This window comes from Streptomyces sp. NPDC102402, assembly GCF_044765765.1.
Lineage (GTDB): Bacteria > Actinomycetota > Actinomycetes > Streptomycetales > Streptomycetaceae > Streptomyces.
In genome coordinates, this window is record NZ_JBIWKR010000002.1 from 926,822 (window position 1) to 943,254 (window position 16,433).

The following is a 16,433-nucleotide window of genomic DNA, read 5'->3' on the forward strand; positions in this document are numbered from 1 at the left end:
ATGACCACCCTCGTATCCACCACGGACACCGTCACCCGCGACGCGCTCGCCGTCCTCCAGCCGGGCTTCACCGGCACGAGCGCCCCCGACTGGCTCCTGCGCAGGGTCGGCGAAGGCCTGGCCTCCGTCGGGCTGTTCGGCCGGAACATCCACTCTCCCGAGCAGCTCGCCGCGCTCACCGCCCGGCTGCGGGCCGAGCGGGACGACGTCCTCGTCGCGATCGACGAGGAGGGCGGCGACGTCACCCGGCTGGAGGTCGGCAGCGGCTCCTCCTTCCCCGGCAACTTCGCCCTCGGCGCCGTCGACGACCTGGACCTGACCAGGGCCGTCGCCCGCGAGCTCGGCCGCCGGCTGGCCGAATGCGGGGTCAACCTCAACTGGGCGCCGTCCGCGGACGTCAACTCCAACCCGGCCAACCCGGTCATCGGCGTGCGCTCCTTCGGCGCCGACACCGGGCTCGTGGCCCGGCACACCGCCGCGTACGTGGAGGGGCTCCAGGCCGCCGGCGTCGCCGCCTGCACCAAGCACTTCCCCGGGCACGGCGACACCGCGGTCGACTCGCACCACTCGCTGCCCCGCATCGATGTGGACCTGGACACCCTGCACGCCCGTGAGCTGGTGCCTTTCCGGGCCGCCATCGCGGCGGGTTCCAAATCAGTGATGAGTGCACATATCCTGCTTCCCGCACTCGACCCGACGCGTCCGGCGACCCTGAGCCCGCAGATCCTCACCGGCCTGCTGCGCGAGGAGCTGGGCTACGAGGGGCTGATCGTCACCGACGGCATGGAGATGGACGCCATCGCGGGCACGTACGGCATCGAGCGCGGATCCGTCCTCGCGATCGCCGCGGGCGCCGACGCCATCTGTGTCGGCGGCGGGCTGGCCGACGAGGAGACCGTGCTGCGGCTGCGCGACGCGCTGGTGGCGGCGGTACGGAGCGGTGAACTGCCCGAGGAGCGGCTGGCGGACGCGGCCGCACGCGTACGGGCCCTCGCGTCCTGGACGCAGAGGGTCAGGGGGGCTGCCCCGGAGCCGGGCGCGGACATGCAGGAGGGGACCGCGCCCGGCGCCGGAGCCGGTATCGGACTCGTCGCGGCACGCCGGGCCGTGACCGTCACGGGGACCGCCGAGCCGCTCACCGAGCCGCCGTACGTCGCGGCGTTCACCCCGGTCGCCAACATCGCGGTCGGCGCCGAGACGCCCTGGGGCGTCGCGGCCGAGCTGTCGCGGATACTGCCCGGGACCGAGACGGACACCTACGGCGCCGGCAGCGCGTCGCCGGCCGACGACGTGCTGAGGGCGGCGGGGGAGCGGCGCATCGTCGCCGTCGTCCGTGACGTCCACCGCCACGCGTGGATGAGCGCGGCGCTGGACGCCGTGCTGGCGGCCCGACCCGACACCGTCGTGGTCGAGATGGGTCTGCCCGAGGCGCCGCCCCGGGGCGCGCCGCACATCGCCACCTACGGCGCCGCCCGGGTGTGCGGCGTCGCCGCCGCGGAGGCGATCACGGGCACGGGTGCCTGAGCCCCCGGAGGCGTGAAGCGTGAGGGCCGGGCCACCTGTGCGGTGGCCCGGCCCTCACGCGTACGGGGAGGGCTCTACAGGCCCTGCCACCGCGGCTTCGCCGCGTAGGTGGCGCGGAAGTAGTCCGCCAGCTTCAGCTTCGAGGCGGCCGACTCGTCGACCACGACCGTGGCGTGCGGGTGCAGCTGCAGTGCCGACGCCGGCACGATCGAGGCGACCGGGCCCTCGACGGTCCTGGCCACCGCCTCCGCCTTGCCCTCGCCGGTGGCCAGCAGGATCGGGTGGCGGGACTCCAGGATGGTGCCGATGCCCTGGGTGATGACGTGGCGGGGCACCTGCTCGATGTCGTCGTCGAAGAAGCGCGCGTTGTCGACGCGGGTCTGCTCGGTCAGCGTCTTGATGCGGGTCCGGGAGGCGAGCGAGGAGCACGGCTCGTTGAAACCGATGTGCCCGTCGGTACCGATACCGAGCAGCTGGAGGTCGACTCCGCCGGCCTCGGCGAGCGCCTTGTCGTACGCCTCGCAGGCCGCCTGGACGTCCTCGGCGGTGCCGTCCGGGCCCATGAAGGACTTCTCGGACAGTCCGAGCGGCTCGATGACCTCGCTCAGCACGACCGAGCGGTAGGACTCGGGGTGCCCGGCGGGCAGTCCGACGTACTCGTCGAGCTGGCAGATGCGGGCGCGCGACACGTCCACGGCGCCGGAACGGACCTTCGCCGTCAGGGCCTGGTAGACGGGCAGCGGGGTCGAGCCGGTGGCAACGCCGAGCAGGGCGTCGGGCTTGCGGCTCAGCAGGGCCGCGATGGCCTCCGCGATGAGTTCGCCGCCTGCCTTGGCGTCCGGGACGATGACAACTTCCACGCTGTGCCTGCCGATCTGGAGAGTGGCGTCATGTGGTATAGACCAATCTATGGGCCCAATCTAGCAGAACGAGGCGGCCCGGAGGTGAACCGTCCGCGTGTGCGTCACAGCTTGTCGCCCTGTCGGCGGACGGCTCCGTCCGCGAGGGGGGAACGCCCCCGGAAACACCCGCGGGCCGCGGCGCCGGGACGGGACCCTCAGCCCGTCCGGCACCGCAGCCCGGAGCTACCTGGCCGGCGGTGTGCGGTGCCTCCGGCCACTGGAGGCACCGGCGCAGTCAGGGCAGAGAGCGCCGGATACCTCGGTCCGCTCTCCTGTGCGGGGAGAGCGGAGGTCTGTCGCGCAGGGGACAGGTTTTGACCGTCGTACCCCTACGTGGTGCATTGTGGACTAGACCATTAGGGCGTGTCCATCCGTGTGCGTGGACATTCTCCCCTACGGGTCCGCCCCCTCACAGTGTCACGTGTGCGCGGGCCGAACGGTTCGGAACCTGCTCGTCTCCACAGGTACGCTCGCACGTGTGCCCTCCATGAACGATCTGGTCCGCCAGCACACAGCCCTCAGTGACACCGACCTCGAGTGGCTCCATCTGCTGGTCTCGGAGTGGCAGCTGCTCTCCGACCTGTCCTTCGCCGACCTCGTCCTGTGGGTGCCCACCCGCGACGGGACCCGCTACGTGTCCGTGGCGCAGATGCGGCCCAACACGGGCCCCACCTCCTATCAGGACGACATGGTCGGCCACCTCGTGCCGCGCGGCCGCCGGCCGCTGCTGGACGCCGCCCTGGACGAGGGCCGCATCGTGCGCGAGGGGGACCCGGAGTGGCGGGAGGAGGTGCCCGTCCGGGTGGAGTCCATCCCCGTACGGAGGGAGGGCCGGATCCTCGGGGTCATCGCCCGGAACACCAATCTCCTCACCGTGCGCACGCCGTCCAGGCTGGAACTCACCTACCTCCAGTCCGCCTCCGACCTGGCCCAGATGATCGCCGCCGGGTCCTTCCCGTTCCCCGGCCAGCAGGTCGACATGGACGCGTCGCCGCGCGTGGGTGACGGGCTGATCAGGCTCGACGCCGACGGGGTCGTGCAGTACGCCAGCCCCAACGGTCTCTCCGCCTACCACCGGCTCGGACTCGCCTCGGACCTCGTCGGCCACAATCTCGGCGCGACGACCGCCGAACTCGCCCCGTCGCGCGGCCCGGTGGACGAGGCGCTCGTCAAGGTTGCGAGCGGTTACGCGCCGCGGGAGTTCGAGGTGGAGGGCGCGGGCGGAGTCATCCAGCTGCGCGCGATCCCGCTCAAGCCCAAGGGGGTGCGCATCGGTTCGCTGGTGCTGCTCCGGGACGTCACGGAACTCCGGCGCCGTGAGCGGGAACTGATCACGAAGGACGCCACCATCCGGGAGATCCACCACCGGGTGAAGAACAACCTCCAGACGGTGGCCGCCCTGTTGCGTCTCCAGGCGCGCCGGATGGACTCCGAGCGCGGCCGTGAGGCCCTCAACGAGGCCGTGCGGCGCGTCGGTTCGATCGCCATCGTCCATGAGACGCTGTCCCAGAATCTGGACGAGCGGGTCGAGTTCGACGAGATCGCCGACCGGGTGATCGCGATGGTCGCCGAGATCTCGCCCGGGAAGGTCGATTGCCGCCGCACGGGGCGCTTCGGGATCCTTGACGCGGAGGTTGCCACTCCGCTCTCGATGGTGCTCACCGAGGTGCTGCAGAACGCGCTGGAGCACGCGTTCACCGTCGCGGAACACGGCACCGTCGAGGTGGCGGCGGTGCGCGGCGGGTCGCCGGCCGAGGGGCGGCTGCTGATCACCGTGACGGACGACGGGCGCGGGCTGCCCGAGGGGTTCGATCCCCAGCGGGCCGGAAATCTGGGACTCCAGATCGTGCGGACCCTGGTGGAGGGTGAACTGGGCGGGACCTTCGGGATGGTTCCGGCACCCGGGCGCGGCACGCAGGTGGTGCTGGACGTCCCCGTACGGAACGACAAGTAGCGGGGCCGGTCACCCGGCCGCCGTCGTGAACTGCCGTCAACCTTCGTGAACTCGTCGACACAGAGCAGTGCGCCCGGACCGTGGTGACGGTCCGGGCCCACTGCGTGGTGCTCACGGTGCGATGCGCTTCGGGGGTACTGCGCGCTGCGACTCGAAGGCGGGGCTGTGCGTACGCTCTGTACGCGCCGCCGGGCTGAGGCTCGTCGTGCGGGGGGCGTCGGTCAGGCGCTGGCGTTACGCGCCCGGTTGCGAGCGGCGCGGCGCTTCATTGCGCGGCGCTCGTCCTCGCTGAGGCCACCCCAGACGCCGGAGTCCTGGCCGGACTCGAGCGCCCACTGCAGGCACTGCTCCATGACGGGGCAGCGACGGCAGACGGCCTTGGCTTCCTCGATCTGCAGCAGCGCAGGACCGGTGTTGCCGATGGGGAAGAACAGCTCGGGGTCTTCCTCACGACAAACGGCGTTGTGACGCCAGTCCATGGCTGCTACCTCTCCTTGGTATTACATGCTGATGCTTGTGAATGTGAACGCTTTCACGAATCCCTCCACAGACGAAGGTCCGACGCCCAGATGAACTGGATGTGGTCCTGTTGTGGTGAGGAGGGGTTCTGGCTCTCAGTGGAGGCCGATGTTGCGGGCCGTCCCGATCGCCATGTAGAGATTCGCAAACCTCGGCGGCGGATACAACCCCTTCTGGAAAGTTTTTTTTGATTCCTCGGTGTCGACTAGGTCACAGCCGTACTTCTAAGGGGTGGGGGCCAGCCCAAACGTTCGAGTTAAAGGACTTTCGCCGCTTCCACTCACACAATCACACGCAGTGCACGGCGTACGCCTGTGAACGTCACGCTCGTACGCAGCCCCAGGTGGTCACCGTCCATCTGGAAGGGCAGTGGGGCCTTTGAATGCAAGGTGAAGTCCGTGAGGTCGTGCAGGGAGACGGCGTGCTTGCCGTGCGGGCCCTTCTCGGGGCTGGAAGTGAGCAGCTGGGTGGCGTACCGGGTCACGGCCGGGGTCGAGAGGCGCTTCAGGGCGAGGACGTCCAGGGCGCTGTCGAAGGAGGCCTTCGGGGAGGCGTATATGGGACGGTTCCCCAGGTAGGTCCAGGGTGCGGTGTTGCAGATTATCGACAGCGCGAGGTCGGTGACCGGGTCCTGGCCGGGCACCTCCAGGGTGATGAGCCCGTTGCGCCGGTGCGGATCGTCCATGAACTGACGGAGTACCTGGCGCACGTACAACGCGTGCGTCGACCGCTTGCCCCGCTCGCGCTTCTGTTCGACCCGGCCGATGACGCCGGCGTCGAAACCGAGCCCCGCGCAGAAGGTGAACCAGCGTCCCGGGACGGCCTCGTCCGCCGTACCCGGAGTCCCGGCCGCGAGGCCGAGGCCCACCGTGCGCTCGCTGCGGTCGGCGAGGGCGTCCAGGATGGCGCCCGTCGCCTCGACGGCGTCGTTGGGGATGCCCAGGGCCCGGGCGAAGACGTTGGTGGAGCCGCCGGGGACCACGGCGAGGCTCGGCAGGCCCTCGGGATCGGGGCCGGCGTGCAGCAGTCCGTTGACCACCTCGTTGACCGTGCCGTCGCCCCCGAGGGCGACCACCAGGTCGATGTCGTCGGAGTCCGCGGCCCGTCGCCCCAGGTCCCGGGCGTGGCCGCGGTACTCCGTGGTCACGGCCTCGATCTTCATCTCGCTCGCCAGGGCGTGGATCAGTACGTCGCGGGTCCGCGCACTGGTAGTGGTGGCAGCTGGGTTGACCACGAGGAGTGCGCGCATGTCCGCCAGAGTACCTACCGCGCGGAAGCGCCCTGAAGTCCTGATCCAGTGGGTCCACGGCCGGTCACGCGGAGTGACGGGCTCCCGGTGGCGCGTCCGCCGCGGCCCCGGCTTCGCGATCGGCGGGGCGGGATGCGAATCTGAAGGACGTGAGCACTCAGCAGAACACGCCCTCTCCGTCGCCCTCGGCCGGCCCGGAGAAGCCGGGCCGGATCGCCGCCCTGGCCGCACTCAACGCGCTCGAAGGTGCCGCGCTCGTCGTCGGCGGGATCTACATGCTGGCCGTCGGTCTCTTCGGGAGCCCCGACAACATCCAGCAGGCCGAGATGGGCGGACTCACGCTGGTCGCGCTCGGCCTGATCCCGCTGTTCGCCGCTCGCGGGCTGCTGCGGCGGCGCAGCTGGAGCCGGGGTCCCGCACTCATCACCCAGCTCATGGCGCTGCCGGTGGCCTGGACGCTGCTGCGGGCCCAGGGCGCGCTGATCCCCACCGGGATCGTCCTCGCCGCCGTCGCCGTGACGGCGCTCGTGCTGGTGCTCGACCCTGCCACCACGCGGGCGCTGGGCATCCGGGGGCCGCGGACGACCCCCGACGCCTGACGTCCGGGTCTGTTCGTCCCACCGGCTCCCGGGGACGTGGTCGGGCGGCAGTCCCCGCCGCATCCCCGGGGCGTCGCCCGGCGGCAGCCTCTGCCGCATCCCCGGGGCGTCGCCCGGCGGCAGCCTCTGCCGCATCCCCGGGGCGTCGTCCGGCGGCTACTCCTCGACGAGCAGCCGCTCGCGCAGCTGGGCCAGCGTGCGGGCGAGGAGGCGGGAGACGTGCATCTGGGAGATGCCGACCTCCTGCGCGATCTGCGACTGGGTCATGTTGCCGAAGAAGCGCAGCAGCAGGATCCTCTTCTCGCGCGGCGGGAGGTCCTCCAGCAGCGGCTTGAGCGACTCCCGGTACTCGACGCCCTCCAGTGCCTCGTCCTCGGATCCCAGCGTGTCCGCGACCGCCGGCGACTCGTCGTCGGTGTCCGGGACGTCCAGCGAGAGAGTGCTGTAGGCATTGGCCGATTCCAGCCCCTCCAGCACCTCCTCCTCGGAGATGCCCAGGCGCTCCGCCAACTCGTGCACGGTGGGGGAGCGGCCGTGCTGCTGGGAGAGCTCGGCGGTGGCCGTGGTCAGTGACAGCCGCAGCTCCTGGAGGCGCCGGGGCACCCGGACCGCCCAGCCCTTGTCCCGGAAGTGGCGCTTGATCTCGCCGACGACCGTGGGGGTCGCGTACGTCGAGAACTCGACGCCGCGGTCCGGGTCGAACCGGTCCACCGACTTGATCAGGCCGATCGTGGCGACCTGGGTCAGGTCGTCCAGCGGCTCCCCGCGGTTGCGGAACCTTCGGGCCAGGTGCTCCACGAGCGGCAGGTGCATCCGCACCAGCCGGTTGCGCAGCTCGGCCCTCTCCGCCGAGCCGTCGGGCAGCTCCCGGAGCTCGATGAAGAGCGCACGCGCTCCGCTGCGGTCGTGTGGATCGTGGTGCCCGTGCTCGCTCATCTGGCCCGCCCGCTCCGCCTGCGACTGCTCCGCCGCCACCGGACGGCCCTGCGTTCCGTCCGCACCGTCCGCCCCGCCCTCCGGATGGGGCCGGGCCTGCTGCTCCGGAAGGGCCGCCGGGCGCACCGCCCCCGACCGGATCGTCTCGTCCCGCACAGGACCGTCCCCGTTCCCGTCGCTCACGCCGGCCCGGGTCCCGCGCCGCGCTGTTTGTAGAGGCTGATGCTGACCGTACGGTCGTCGGCGACCGTGGAGTCGACCTTGCCGGCCAGTGCGGAGAGCACCGTCCAGGCGAAGGTGTCGCGTTCCGGTGCGCGGCCGTCCGTCGTGGGGGCCGAGACGGTCACCTCGAGGGAATCGCCGACGAGGCGGAACACGCAGCTGAGGACGGAGCCCGGCACGGCCTGCTGGAGCAGGATCGCGCAGGCCTCGTCGACCGCGATGCGGAGATCCTCGATCTCGTCGAGAGTGAAGTCCAAGCGTGCTGCGAGGCCGGCCGTGGCCGTACGCAGCACGGACAGGTAGGCACCCGCAGCGGGCAGCCGGACCTCTACGAAGTCCTGGTTCCCGGGCTCGCCTGCGATCTGGGACACCCTCACCTCCAAGGTGGCACAAACTCGTTCGAGGCTCCGGGACGAGTCCCCGGGGCCATGCGGTCCGTCGTCGGTCCTGTGGCTCGGCGACGCTGTCGCGACCCATGATGCCGTGTCGCCGAGACCGCAACCTCATAGTTACTCATGGTAGGCATATGAGTACACACAGTGGCTAGGGGTCTGCGGCGGTCAATTGCGAAGAACCGGCGCCGGTTTGACGTACCCAGGCGTCAGACGATCGAACCGTCCGCGAAGCACCAGCGCCAGCTCTCCGCGGATTCGAAGCTGCGCATCACCGGATGCCCGGTCGCCTCGAAGTGCGCCGTGGCGTGCTTCAGGAGCGAGGAATCGCAGCATCCGACGTGCCCGCACGTCAGGCAGAGTCGCAGCTGCACGGGATGGGTGCCCGCGGCCAGACACTCGGGACAGGTGTCGTCGAGCGGGACGGGCTCGGGGCGCGGCAGTTCGGATACGTGGAGGCACTCGCTCATGATGGCCACGTTACGTCGGATGTGAGGACGGTGAGATGGACGCATTGCCGCTGGTGGCGCTCATCGCGGTCAGCGCGGCGGTCGCGGGCGCCGCCCGCAGGACCCCGGTCCCCGCACCGCTGCTGCTGGTCGCCGCGGGCCTGCTGGCCTCGTACCTGCCGGGGGTCCCGGCCTACACGCTGGACGCGCACGTCGTGCTGCCCCTGCTGCTCCCGCCGCTGCTGTACACGGCGGCGGTCGACAGCTCGTACCTCGACCTGCGGGCCAATCTGCGGCCGGTCGCCCTGCTCTCCGTGGGGTACGTGCTCTTCGCGACCGTCGCCGTGGGCTGGCTGGCCTATCTCCTCGTGCCGGATCTGCCGCTCACCGCCGCCCTGGTGCTCGGTGCGGTCGTCGCCCCGCCCGACGCCGTCACGGCCGCCGCGATCGCCCGCAGGGTCGGTCTGCCCGGACGGGTGACCACGATCCTCCAGGGTGAGTCCCTGGTGAACGACGCCACCGCGATCACCGCCTTCAAGGTGGCCGTCGCGGCAGCCGTCGGCGAGGGCATGAGCTGGGGCGCCGGGATCGGTGAGTTCCTCCTGGCCTCGGGCGGCGGCATCGTCGTCGGCCTGCTGCTGATGGTGCCGCTGCACTGGCTGCGCACGCACCTCAAGGAGGCACTGCTCCAGAACACCCTGTCGCTGCTGATCCCCTTCGTCGCCTACGCGGCCGCGGAACGGGTGCACGCCTCCGGGGTTCTCGCCGTGGTCGTCGTCGCCCTCTACCTGGGGCACCGCTCCTGGCAGGTCGACTTCGCGACGCGCCTCCAGGAGGCGGCGGTCTGGAAGATGGTCGCGTTCATCCTGGAGTCCGCGGTCTTCGCGCTCATCGGGCTGCAGCTTCCGTTCGTGCTCAGGGGGCTGGGTTCGTACGGTGTGGCCGAGGCCCTCGGCTACGCCGTACTCGTGTTCGTGGCCGTGGTCGTGGTGCGTTTCGTCTGGGTGTTCCCGGCGACCTATCTGCCGCCCTGGCTCTTCAGGCGGATCAGGGAACGCGAGGGGGCGCCCGCGTTGAACTCGACCCTGATCGTCGGCTGGGCCGGGATGAGGGGCGTCGTCTCCCTGGCCATCGCCTTCTCCGTCCCCGTGGCCATGCACGACGGGGAGGACTTCCCCGCGCGCAACCTGGTGCTGTTCCTGACCTTCACGACCGTCATCGGCACGCTGGTCGTCCAAGGCCTCAGCCTGCCCCTCCTGGTGCGGGTGCTGAAGCTCCCGGAGCGCAGCGCGCGCGCCGACACGCTGGCCGAGGCGCAGGCGCAGAGCGAGGCCTCCACGGCGGCCGACACGCGCCTCGCGGAGCTTCTGGAGGACCCGCGCAACGAACTCCCCGACCCGCTCGTCCAACGGCTGCGCGCCGTCATGGAGCGCCGCCGCAACGCCGTGTGGGAGAGGCTCGGCGCGCCCAACCCGGTCACCGGGGAGTCGGCGGACGACACCTACCGCCGGCTGGCCAGGGACATGATCGCCGCCGAGCGGGCCGTCTTCGTGCAGCTCCGGGACGCACGGCGGATCGACGACGAGATGCTGCGTGCCCTGTTGCGGCGGCTGGACCTGGAGGAGGCGGCCGCCTACCGGGAGTCGGACGACGCGTGACCGTCTCCGGCGGCCGGTTCGGGGCGGCCGGTGACGACCGCGGTGACCGTGGACCCCGGGGCGAAGGCGCCCTCGCCGGCCAGCACGGTCAGCCCGTACAGGAGCTTGGCCACGTAGAGCCGCTCGACGGGCAGGCCGTGCCGGTCCTCGAAGTCGTCGGCGAAGGCGTGGAGCTCCGGGGGCGTGCGGGCGTAACCGCCGAAGTGGAAGCGCTCGTCCAGCGACCACCTCCCGGCCGGGCCGCCGAACGCCTCCCGCTGGAGGCCGCGCACCGCGTCTCCCAGGAAGCCGCCCCGCAGGACGGGGACGCCCAGGGCGTGCTGCCGCGGGCCGAGTCCGGCGGCCAGCCCCGCCAGGGTGCCGCCGGTGCCGCAGGCGACCGCCACGGTTCCGGCCTCGCCGCGCAACTCGCGGCCGAGCTCTGTGCAGCCCTGTGCGGCGAGAGCGTTGCTGCCGCCCTCCGGGACGACCACGCAGTCCCCGAAGAGGCTCAGCAGGCTCTCCAGGACGTCCGGGGAGGTCTTCGCGCGGTAGGTGGCGCGGTCCACGAAGTGCAGACGCATGCCGTCGGCCGAGCACCGCGCGAGGGACGGGTTGAGGGGACGGTGGGCCAGCTCGTCCCCCCGCACCACGCCGACGGTGGGGAAGCCCAGCAGGCGTCCGGCGGCGGCCGTGGCCCTGAGGTGGTTCGAGTACGCCCCGCCGAAGGTCAGCACCGTGCGGCCCGCGGCGGCCCGGAGATTGGGGGCGAGCTTGCGCCATTTGTTGCCGGGCAGGTCCGGATGGATCAGGTCGTCGCGCTTGAGCAGCAGCGCCACGCCGTGGCGCGCGAAGCGCTCGTCCTCCGCCGGCCGCAGGGGTGACGGGAGCACCGGCTGCAGCCGGGAGAGGTCGAGTGCGTCGTCCATGCCTTCATTGTGTGCCGCCCCGCACCGCCCTACTTCAGCCGGTCGTGGATGCGGTTGCGCATGCCCGTCATCGAGAAGCCGCGCGGGTCGACCTTGCCGGGCTGCCACTCCCGGTGCCCGATGACCGAGGGGGCGTCCCAGCCGTGGAAGCGGCAGACCGCGGCCGCGGCCTTCTCGATGGCCTCCAGCTGGACCGCGGGCCAGGGATCCTTCCCGTCGCCGAGGTTCTCGCACTCGAAGCCGTAGAAGTGCCGGTTGCCGTCGGTGTTGGACTCGTTGTCCGACGGCAGGCGCGTCTCGGCGATGACGGCGCGCAGGACGTCGTCGTCGCCCAGACCGGCGTGGTTGGCGCGGCCGTAGCCGACCAGGTGGACCCGGCCGTCCTTGGCGATCACGCCGTGGCACAGAGGACCCGGCAGCCCCGAGTACCCGTCCCGGCAGATCTCGACCGTGCGGGCGGTGCCCTTCGTGACGGTGTGGTGGAGCATCACTCCGTGCACCGGCCCCCAGGGGCCCTTGTGGTTGCGGTTGTGCGTACGCCAGTCGCCCACCTGGACGACGGTGAGCCCTTCGTCCTTCAGGGCCTTGAGGAAGCTGCTCGCGGACATCGGTGAGGACATGGCCAACTCCTTCGTCACGGGGTGGAGCGTGTGTCCCGTAAAGCGCTTGTACCGGAACAGGAGGCTCCGTCAAACCTGTTCGGGCACTGTTCGCGTCGTGTGCGATTCGATCCGGACACTCCGTACGTGGCCACGGCGGGCCGTGTTCAGTCCTGGGCGAGCCAGAGGTCGGGGCCGAACACCTCGTAGTGGACGTCGGCCGGAGCCACACCCCTGTCCAGGAGCTGGGTGCGGACCGAACGCATGAAGGGCAGCGGGCCGCAGAGGTAGGCCCGGGTACCCGGCGCGACCTCCAGCCCGTCCAGGCGGACCCTCCCGGTGCGCTCGGCGGGGTGTCCGGGCTCCGGGGCCTCGTACCAGAAGTGGGACGATCCGCGGGGGAGTTCGCCGGTGAGTGCCTCGTGGCGGGCGCGCAGCGCGTGGTCGGCGGGCGACCGGTCACCGTGCACCACCGTGACGGATGAACGGTGCCCCTTGCCGGCCAGGTGCTCCAGCATCGCCAGGATCGGGGTGCAGCCGATACCGGCCGAGGCGAGGAGCAGCGGGGCGTCGGAGCCGTCGAGCACCAGGTCGCCGTACGGTGCCGAGACGCGCAGCCGGCCGCCCGCGCGCAGCGCCGAGTGCAGGTGGGCGGAGACCTCACCCTCCGGGCCCCCGCCGCCCCGCACCCGCTTGACCGAGAAGGAGCGCGGGCCGGGGCCGGGCGCCCCGGTGAGGCTGTACTGGCGTATCTGGCGGGCCCCGTCGGTGAGTTCCACCTGGACGGAGACGTACTGACCCGGCCGGAAGGCGGGTGCCGGTGCGCCGTCGGCGGGGGTGATCAGGAAGGTGGCGACGTCGGGGGTGTCCTCGGTGCGGGAGGTCACCGTCCACTCGCGCCACACGTCGCCCGCCGTCACGTCCTGCTGCGCGTAGAGCCGCTCCTCGGCGGCGATCAGGGCGTTGGCCATCAGCCAGTAGACCTCGTCCCAGGCCGCGGCGACCTCGGGGGTGACCGCGTCGCCGAGCACCTCGGCGATCGCGGCGAAGAGGTGGGTGTGCACGATCGCGTACTGCGGGGCGGTGATGCCCAGCGAGGCGTGCTTGTTGGCGATGCGGGCCAGCATCACGTCGGGCCGGGTGCCGGGGTGTTCGACCAGGTGCGTGGCGAAGGCGGCCATGGACCCGGCGAGCGCCTTGCGCTGGGTTCCGGAAGCCTGGTTGCCCCGGTTGAACACGTCCCGGTGGAGCTCCGGGTGGGCGTCGAACAACTTCCTGTAGAAGAGGTCGGCGATGTCCTCGACGGCCGCCCCCACCGCGGGCAGCGTGGCTCGGACGGTGGCGGTCGACGTGTCGGAGAGCATGGGGCGACTCCTCGGTAGGGAGGGCGGACCGCGCGTACGCGGTCGTTAATTGGGATATCGGATGCGTATTTTCGGACCGGGTGTGCCCGGCCGTGGGCGCGGCGAGGCGGGTCCGGCCGGACTGCGGCTGATCAGCCGGGTGCGGGCCGGCCGCGGCTGATGCCGAGCAGCAGCGGGCCGGTGGGTGAGGAGACGAGATCGGCGACGGTGAGGGGGTCGAGCGAGGCGTGGAACGCCTCCTCGGCCCGGCGCAGCGCGGAGCGGAGCAGGCACGCGGAGCGCAGGGGGCACGGGGTGCCGCCCTCGCATTCGACGACCTCGCCGGGTCCTTCCAGCTGTCTCACCAGGGCGCCGATCGACGCCGACCGCCCGGCGGTGGTGAGGGAGAGGCCTCCGCCCCGGCCGCGTCGCGCGTCGACCAGGCCGAGGTGCTGGAGGCGGGCGACGACCTTCGCGGCATGGGTGTAAGGCACCTGCATGGTGGCCGCCACCTCGCGGGTGGTCGGCGGGTCCTCGCCCTCCGCGGTGGCGGTCAGGCGCATGAGTACCCGGAGTGCCACATCGGTGAATCGCGTCAGCCGCATGGCCGCAGCCTAGGTAAGTTGCATTCCAGATGCAACTTAGGGTGGCCGTCCTCGGTTCGAGGGGGAGGGCCATGATGGGGGGTGCGGCTCCGTGACGGATGCGGGGCACGTGTGGCGTGAGAAAGGTGGTCAGCGGCCGTGCCGAATCCGAACGCAGCCGACGGGATACCGGCGGCCAGGGTCATCACAGACCCGGACAGCCTGGGCCGTTACGCGCGCGACGAGGCGGAGTGGGCCCCGGCGGGGCTGCCCCTCGCCGTCGTGCGCCCCCAGAACACCGACGAGGTGCGGGCCGTCGTGGCGTACTGCGCGGACCACCGGATCCCGGTGGTCCCGCGCGGTGCCGGTACGGGGCTGTCGGGCGGGGCCAACGCGGTGGACGGCGCCGTCGTCCTCTCGTTCGAGGACATGAACCGGATCCTGCGCATCGACCCGGTGGAACGCCTCGCCGTCGTCCAGCCGGGCGTCGTCAACGACGATCTGCGCGCCGCCTGCGCCGCCGAAGGCCTCTGGTACCCACCGGACCCGGCGAGCTCGCCCTGGTCCACCATCGGCGGCAACACGGCCACCAACGCGGGGGGCATGTGCTGCGTCAAGTACGGCGTGACCCGTGACTACGTGCTCGGAATCGAGGCCGTCAACGGCCTCGGCGAGATCGTGCGGTTGGGGCGGCAGACCGCCAAGGGCGTCGCCGGTTACGACCTGTGCGGGCTGTTCGTCGGCTCCGAGGGCACCCTCGGCGTGATCACCGAGATCACCGTGAGGCTGCGCGGCGCGCGACCCGCCGAGCGGACGGTGGCGGGCTTCTTCGACTCCGTCGTCGCGGCGGGCGACGCGGTCAGCAGGGTGACGGCGGCGGGCATCGTGCCCTCCGCGCTCGAACTGCTCGACCGGCACTGCCTGAAGGCCGTCGACGAGTGGAAGAACATGGGCCTGTCGGCGGACGCGAACGCGATCCTGCTCGGGCGGGTGGACACTCCGGGCGCTGCCGGCGACGCCGAGGCCGAGGCCGTACGGGCCTGCTTCGCGGAGGCCGGTGCCGCCTGGGCCGAGGTCTCCACCGACCAGGCGGAGGCGGACGCGCTGTTCCGGGCCCGGCGCCTCGCCTATCCCGCCCTGGAACGGCTGGGGCCCGTGCTGACCGAGGACGTGGTCGTGCCGCGGTCCCAGGTCCCCCGGATGCTGGCCCGTGTCGAGGAGATCGCGGGGGAGCGCGACGTCCTGATCGCCAACATCGCCCACGCCGGTGACGGCAACCTCCACCCCCTGATCATCACCGAGCCGGGGGACGAGGCGGCCCGTGCCCGCGCACAGCTCGCCTTCGAGGACATCCTGGACGCGGCGATCGCCCTCGGCGGTACGGTCACCGGTGAGCACGGCGTGGGCCTGCTGAAGATGGGCGGCATGGACCGCGAGGTGGGCCCCGTCAACCTCGCCATGCAGCGGGCCGTCAAGGCGGCCCTTGACCCGTACGGGATTCTCAACCCGGGCAAGGTCGTCGTGTCGGGGGCCCCGCTGTCGGGCTGACCGCCCTACCGCATGGGCTCGATGAGCCCGATGGCCCGCAGGGCCGCCGCGAGCGCCTGCCCGTCACCGACGTCGAGGGCCGTGTCGGTCAGCTTGATGACGTGTTCGTCGCCGTGGGCCATGGCCCGTTCGAAGACCTCGTCGGGGGTGACCTGGCCCGGCGGGACAGGAGCCACGGGGGCGTCGGGGGCGTACATGGCCGTCACGGCCGCCGAGGCGGTCCAGGCGGCCCGGAGGCTCGGCACCCACAGGTCCCGCGGGAGGGCGGGGAGGGTCCGCAGGACGGCGTTGGGCGCCGTGGCCGCGTGGACCAGCATCGTCTCGTCGCCGTGGCCGTGGGTGGCGTACCGGTGGGTGGCCGCGCGGACCAGCTCGGTGAGCCGGCGGTGAGCCTCGTCCGGGTCCGTGACCGAGGCCGCCCACACCGGTTCACTCGTGACGTTGCCGAGCCGGTCCGGGAAGCCGCCCTTCCGCTCGGCGATGGGCCGTACCGCGTCGAGGGCCGCGCCGGCGCTGTCGGCACCCGCCACGGGGGCGAGGCCGGTGACGGATCGGTGGCGGGCCGCCCAGTAGCCGAGGCCGTGCGCGAGCTCGTCCAGCCGGGGCCCGGTGCTCTCGCCGGCCAGGAGCGTGCGCACGGCGTGGCCCACGCGGATCACTGGGTGCGTCGATCCGCCGTACATGCCGGGCAGGAGGCGGGGCCACCACAGGGCGAGCACCTCGCGCCAGGGACGCTCGGCGAGCGCCCGGCCGAAGTAGACGATCCAGTCGGCGGCGCGGCGCGGATCGCCCAGCGCCGAACGCCAGTCGGCGTCCGTGACCGGCTCCACGGCGGACGGGAACTCCTCGAGCCGGGAGGCGTACCCGTCGAGCCAGCGGTGCACGGCCTCCGGCCGGCCGTTGGCCGCGAGGGCCTCGACGGCCATCGGCGCGTGGTTGGTGAGCCTGCCGAGGCGCTCGGGTCCGGAGGCGTGCAACCGCTGGAGTGCCTCGTCGAGGGTGCCTGTCGTATCCATGGCGGGAACGCTAGGCGGCCGTCCGCGGAGC

16 protein-coding genes are annotated in these 16,433 nt (G+C 72.0%); 5 read left to right on the plus strand and 11 right to left on the minus strand.

The features are described 5' to 3' along the window. Nucleotides 1-1,524, plus strand: coding sequence for a glycoside hydrolase family 3 protein (locus ACIRJR_RS09125; protein WP_403776072.1), 1,524 nt, complete (start codon nucleotides 1-3; stop codon nucleotides 1,522-1,524). Nucleotides 1,525-1,598: 74 nt separating this feature from the next. Here the strand turns inward: ACIRJR_RS09125 and nagB are convergent, their stop codons facing one another. Then, nucleotides 1,599-2,384, minus strand: coding sequence for a glucosamine-6-phosphate deaminase (nagB, locus tag ACIRJR_RS09130; RefSeq protein ID WP_403776075.1), 786 nt, complete (start codon nucleotides 2,382-2,384; stop codon nucleotides 1,599-1,601). Between the two features lie 529 nt (nucleotides 2,385-2,913). On the opposite strand from nagB, the gene ACIRJR_RS09135 reads away from it, so the two are divergent. Continuing rightward, nucleotides 2,914-4,380: a sensor histidine kinase gene (locus ACIRJR_RS09135; protein WP_403776453.1), complete on the plus strand. Its 1,467-nt coding sequence runs from the start codon at nucleotides 2,914-2,916 to the stop codon at nucleotides 4,378-4,380. 221 nt (nucleotides 4,381-4,601) lie between these two features. Here the strand turns inward: ACIRJR_RS09135 and ACIRJR_RS09140 are convergent, their stop codons facing one another. Together ACIRJR_RS09140 and ACIRJR_RS09145 are read right to left on the minus strand one after the other, a co-directional pair. Beyond that, nucleotides 4,602-4,859, minus strand: coding sequence for a WhiB family transcriptional regulator (locus tag ACIRJR_RS09140; protein ID WP_003953983.1), 258 nt, complete (start codon nucleotides 4,857-4,859; stop codon nucleotides 4,602-4,604). A gap of 320 nt (nucleotides 4,860-5,179) precedes the next feature. Continuing rightward, nucleotides 5,180-6,148 carry a diacylglycerol/lipid kinase family protein gene (locus tag ACIRJR_RS09145; protein ID WP_403776078.1) on the minus strand — a complete coding sequence of 323 codons (969 nt, stop codon included), beginning with the start codon at nucleotides 6,146-6,148 and terminating at the stop codon, nucleotides 5,180-5,182. 149 nt (nucleotides 6,149-6,297) lie between these two features. On the opposite strand from ACIRJR_RS09145, the gene ACIRJR_RS09150 reads away from it, so the two are divergent. Further along, entirely contained in the window at nucleotides 6,298-6,747 is a 450-nt protein-coding gene (locus ACIRJR_RS09150) for a hypothetical protein (protein ID WP_403776081.1), read from the plus strand. Nucleotides 6,748-6,903: 156 nt separating this feature from the next. Here ACIRJR_RS09150 and ACIRJR_RS09155 read toward each other — a convergent pair whose 3' ends face one another. The 3 genes from ACIRJR_RS09155 to ACIRJR_RS09165 all read right to left on the minus strand — a co-directional run bounded on the left by ACIRJR_RS09155 (nucleotide 6,904) and on the right by ACIRJR_RS09165 (nucleotide 8,767). Then, nucleotides 6,904-7,839 (minus strand): RNA polymerase sigma factor SigF, encoded by a 936-nt coding sequence (locus ACIRJR_RS09155; protein WP_403776456.1) that lies wholly within the window; start codon nucleotides 7,837-7,839, stop codon nucleotides 6,904-6,906. A gap of 23 nt (nucleotides 7,840-7,862) precedes the next feature. After that, nucleotides 7,863-8,276: an anti-sigma regulatory factor gene (locus tag ACIRJR_RS09160; protein ID WP_014154139.1), complete on the minus strand. Its 414-nt coding sequence runs from the start codon at nucleotides 8,274-8,276 to the stop codon at nucleotides 7,863-7,865. Between the two features lie 230 nt (nucleotides 8,277-8,506). Then, on the minus strand, nucleotides 8,507-8,767 hold the full coding sequence (locus tag ACIRJR_RS09165) for a UBP-type zinc finger domain-containing protein (protein ID WP_403776084.1): 261 nt from the start codon (nucleotides 8,765-8,767) through the stop codon (nucleotides 8,507-8,509). A 35-nt stretch (nucleotides 8,768-8,802) separates the two neighbouring features. On the opposite strand from ACIRJR_RS09165, the gene ACIRJR_RS09170 reads away from it, so the two are divergent. Beyond that, nucleotides 8,803-10,404: a Na+/H+ antiporter gene (locus ACIRJR_RS09170; protein ID WP_403776087.1), complete on the plus strand. Its 1,602-nt coding sequence runs from the start codon at nucleotides 8,803-8,805 to the stop codon at nucleotides 10,402-10,404. Here ACIRJR_RS09170 and ACIRJR_RS09175 read toward each other — a convergent pair. The 4 genes from ACIRJR_RS09175 to ACIRJR_RS09190 all read right to left on the minus strand — a co-directional run bounded on the left by ACIRJR_RS09175 (nucleotide 10,380) and on the right by ACIRJR_RS09190 (nucleotide 13,859). Next, nucleotides 10,380-11,312, minus strand: coding sequence for a 1-aminocyclopropane-1-carboxylate deaminase/D-cysteine desulfhydrase (locus ACIRJR_RS09175; protein WP_403776090.1), 933 nt, complete (start codon nucleotides 11,310-11,312; stop codon nucleotides 10,380-10,382). The two genes, ACIRJR_RS09170 and ACIRJR_RS09175, sit on opposite strands and share 25 nt — an antisense overlap. 29 nt (nucleotides 11,313-11,341) lie before the next feature. Continuing rightward, entirely contained in the window at nucleotides 11,342-11,932 is a 591-nt protein-coding gene (locus tag ACIRJR_RS09180) for an N-acetylmuramoyl-L-alanine amidase (RefSeq protein WP_386856236.1), read from the minus strand. A 146-nt stretch (nucleotides 11,933-12,078) separates the two neighbouring features. Further along, nucleotides 12,079-13,275: a globin domain-containing protein gene (locus tag ACIRJR_RS09185; protein ID WP_403776093.1), complete on the minus strand. Its 1,197-nt coding sequence runs from the start codon at nucleotides 13,273-13,275 to the stop codon at nucleotides 12,079-12,081. 131 nt (nucleotides 13,276-13,406) lie between these two features. Then, the gene (locus ACIRJR_RS09190; protein WP_403776096.1) at nucleotides 13,407-13,859 is read right to left on the minus strand and encodes an RrF2 family transcriptional regulator; all 453 of its coding nucleotides are present in this window, start codon (nucleotides 13,857-13,859) and stop codon (nucleotides 13,407-13,409) included. A 138-nt stretch (nucleotides 13,860-13,997) separates the two neighbouring features. Here ACIRJR_RS09190 and ACIRJR_RS09195 point away from each other — a divergent pair, with 138 nt between their 5' ends. Next, on the plus strand, nucleotides 13,998-15,386 hold the full coding sequence (locus tag ACIRJR_RS09195) for an FAD-binding oxidoreductase (RefSeq protein WP_403776099.1): 1,389 nt from the start codon (nucleotides 13,998-14,000) through the stop codon (nucleotides 15,384-15,386). A 5-nt stretch (nucleotides 15,387-15,391) separates the two neighbouring features. Here the strand turns inward: ACIRJR_RS09195 and ACIRJR_RS09200 are convergent, their stop codons facing one another. Further along, nucleotides 15,392-16,402, minus strand: coding sequence for a questin oxidase family protein (locus tag ACIRJR_RS09200; RefSeq protein WP_403776102.1), 1,011 nt, complete (start codon nucleotides 16,400-16,402; stop codon nucleotides 15,392-15,394). Between the last annotated feature and the right edge of the window lie 31 nt (nucleotides 16,403-16,433).